This window comes from Actinomycetes bacterium, assembly GCA_035506535.1.
GTDB lineage: Bacteria > Actinomycetota > Actinomycetes > DATJPE01 > DATJPE01 > DATJPE01.
In genome coordinates this window covers 1-3203 of sequence record DATJPE010000047.1, presented here as the reverse complement: position 1 = coordinate 3203, position 3203 = coordinate 1, and the positions used below count along the sequence as shown (strand labels likewise).

Genomic DNA, 3203 nt, shown 5'->3' with positions numbered 1-3203 from the left:
GGGTGAGCTGAGGCGGGTAGGTCGTCCCGTAGTGCCGGCCGTCGCGGCCGTCGAAGCGCAGGCCACCGCCATCGATCGTGGTGATCCCGATGTCGCGTTCGTGGAGCCAGTCGTGGTGGGCCCAGCAGAGCAGGAGCCCGTTCTCCGGAGCGGTCGTCCCGCCGTGCGACCAGGGGAGGATGTGGTGGCCCTCGCACAACCTCGGTGGGGCGTGGCAGCCGGGTGCGCGACAGCCACGGTCTCTGCCGTCCAGGGCGCGGCGGCGAGGCCCGGTGAACGTCCGCGCGCTGCGCCCGACGTCGAGGACCTGGGAGCCGGGGCCGAACACGATCCGGGTGAGTTCGCAGTCGCACGCCAGCCGGTCCAGGACCCGGCGCGGGATCGGCGAGCCCGACTCCTGCAGGATCGCCGGCTCGGTGCCGGCCACGCCCGCGTCGCTGGTCAGCGTGGCCAGGTCGACGTGCACGACCAGCTGGGGACGTACTCCTCCTGCGGTACCCAGCCCCGGGCCGTCCATCGCGAGCTGGCACACGCTCGCGAGGGCATCGTGACGGCGCCGGCTCGGTGAGCGGCCGTCGCTCGAGGCGGGCACGCCGACCACCGCGGCCAGCGCGGTCGCCAGGCTCTCGCCCACCTCGGGGGTGAGGAAGCCGCGGACGTGGACGCCGTCCATCGTCGCCGCCAGGTCGACGTGGAAGTCCTCCGCCGCGGCCCGGCGCTTCTCGTCCTCAGCGTCCGGATCGACCCGGTAGGCCCACCGCGCCACGAACACCTTGAACTCATCGACCGCCAGGTCGGCGTGCGCGAGCAGCAGCGCCTCACCGCGCTGCGGGTCCGCCAGCGCCTCGACGCGCGCGTCGCTGCCGCAGGCGCCCCGCGAGAGCACCAGCGCGTGCTCGAGGGAGACGCGGCCCTCGCGAAGCGCCCGCGAGGTCAACGGCAACACCGACGACAGCCGCGCCGCGAGCTTCAGATGCGACCCGGTCTGGGCCGCCGACGCGCCCGTCGTGCGCTGCACGAAGGCCCGGGCCGACCGCGAGCCATCCAGCCCCCACACCCCCGAGTCGTCCACGCCGGACATCGCGGCCACCTGAACCGACTGCAGCCGGGTGACCAGCGGACCGATCCGCGCCAGCACCTCGACCGACTCCGCGCCCGACATGGCGTCCACGTCGCAAGCGCAGAGGTTCTCGATCGCGGCCGCGACCTCCTCCAGGGCGGCGAGCACGCCACGTGGTGCCAGCGCCAGGACGGTCACGATCACCCCCGGGGATCGGCTTCTTCGAACAGGTGTACTCCATCGTGACACGCCCCACCGACAACACCTCGCGGCCGACGTTCCCCGGTGGACAACCCGCGCGATGGCGCTCGACCTATGGCTCCGCTGCAGGAAGCACGACGACTTTCCCCCACGGGCCAGCGAGGATCGCATTGTCCTCCAGAGCGATCTCGACGGCAGCCCATCAACCCGACCGCCTCGGTCTTGGGGTCTTCGGCATCGGGTAGGGACCCGCGAAACGGCGGCGACTCCCGCTACCCAGCAAGATCACAAACGGGTCGCTGTCGACCCACTGCGCGTGCGAACTGGATGGAGGTCAAGTCCTTAGCACCCGATAGCGCAGGTGGAGCACTCGACTGCCCTGAATCGCCTCGTCAGGATCCTCGAGCAGGTGCTGGGCATGGACCGACCCGAAGTAGCGTTTGCCGGACCCGAACACGACAGGTACGACGTCCATGCGCACCTCGTCGACCAGGCCCGCGGCAAGCACCTGTCCACCGACGTCGCCAGCGGCGACCTCGACGATACGGTCACCCGCGAGCGTCCGCGCCTTCGCCATGGCTGCCTCGATGCCGTCGACGAAGTGAAACGGTGCCTCGGGATGCCAGCCCTCGGGCCTGCCCCGGTGGGTCGCGACGACGACATGGTCGACCCCACCCGGAGGTGTCCCGTCCCAGCCGTTCGTCATGTCGAAGACACGGCGGCCGACGATCGTCGCCCCGATGCCGTCCCAATAGGGGCGGATGTAGTCGTAGGACTGCTGAGACACCTTCAAGACGCCGCTGTCGTCCAACGGCACCTCACCGCTGAGCAACCAGTCGAAGAGCGGTCCCGGCTGGTCGTTCTCGTCCGCAATGAACCCGTCTACTGACACCGAGGCATACATCACTGCCTTGTCCAAGAGGCCCTCCTCGGCTCGGGGTTCGTCCACGCTAACGTCTCGAAGCTCGTCGCGCGGTTCACATCTCGTCGAGGTCCTCCCGGCGATCTACCCACACGTCCCGGCATCTACGTTGATCCGGATTGGCTTGAGATGGAGCCGGACTGGGGTGTCGGATCGACGCGACTCCGTTCGTGGAATGGGTGTGAGGGTGGCCGTAGATGGCTGCCACAAGCAGAGGAGATGATCCGATGGCGCTGTATCTCATCGCCTTCAACGACGAGTGGACGCCCGACCTCACGCTGGAGGAGCTGCGCGAGAGGGGGAGGACTGCTCGGGCCTTGATCGAGGAGATGAAGGTTGCCGGTGTCTTCGTCTTCAGCGATGGTGGGCTGGACGCATCGACCGTCGTATGCAGCGTCGAGCCCAGCGGCGGATCGCCGATCTTCAGCGACGGGCCGTACGTCGAGTCAAAGGAACATCTCGGTGGCTTCGCGATCGTCGACGTGTCCGACGACCGCGCGGCGCGATATTGGGCCGGCCGCATCGCGGTAGCGGTCGGCTGGCCGCAGGAGGTCCATCGCTTTCCGAATCGCGTCGGAGCTAGCGATGATGCCAACTCTGAGGTCGGGGCGGGCTGACTGAAACCGCGGAACAGTCAGCCTGACCTTGGGCCGGACTGCTGTCCGCCTGGGGCCGGGAAGGCCGGCGGCCTGCTGCTCATCCACTTCCGCACCTGGCACGGGCTGCTGCTGATCAAGGACTTCACCCCGATCGTGTCCGAAGCACCCACGACGCAGGACGAAGTGATCGCGACCGCGCGTGAGATCTCCCACGGGACTCATGGGGGATCGATTCGTCTACTTCTTATGCCGCCACAGCTGATCGGGGTGGAAGATTCGGGTCATGAGTGGCGGCGTGCCACCCGAGGGAAACCTGCGGACGTTCCTGATCGGGGACGTGCGTGGCTACACCAGGTTCACCGCCGAGCATGGTGACGCGGCGGCCGCCGCGCTCGCAACGACCTTCGCGGCCCTGGCGCGT

The 3203-nt window shown here is 68.8% G+C and carries 3 protein-coding genes; 1 reads left to right on the top strand and 2 read right to left on the bottom strand.

Translation table 11 applies throughout. From position 1 onward, the window contains the following. Positions 1–1264, bottom strand: a 1264-nt coding sequence (locus VMI11_07225; GenBank protein HTY72204.1) for a DUF222 domain-containing protein, incomplete at its 3' end; no start/stop codon positions are given. A 331-nt stretch (positions 1265–1595) separates the two neighbouring features. Beyond that, positions 1596–2180: a dihydrofolate reductase family protein gene (locus VMI11_07220; protein ID HTY72203.1), complete on the bottom strand. Its 585-nt coding sequence runs from the start codon at positions 2178–2180 to the stop codon at positions 1596–1598. A 230-nt stretch (positions 2181–2410) separates the two neighbouring features. On the opposite strand from VMI11_07220, the gene VMI11_07215 reads away from it, so the two are divergent. Then, positions 2411–2800 carry a YciI family protein gene (locus tag VMI11_07215; protein ID HTY72202.1) on the top strand — a complete coding sequence of 130 codons (390 nt, stop codon included), beginning with the start codon at positions 2411–2413 and terminating at the stop codon, positions 2798–2800. The last annotated feature ends 403 nt before the right edge of the window (positions 2801–3203 follow it).

What these genes read in the sequence shown, in the direction of transcription:
- VMI11_07215 (HTY72202.1), top strand. Translation starts at nt 2,411, where the DNA reads ATGGCGCTGTATCTCATCGCCTTCAACGACGAGTGGACGCCCGACCTC.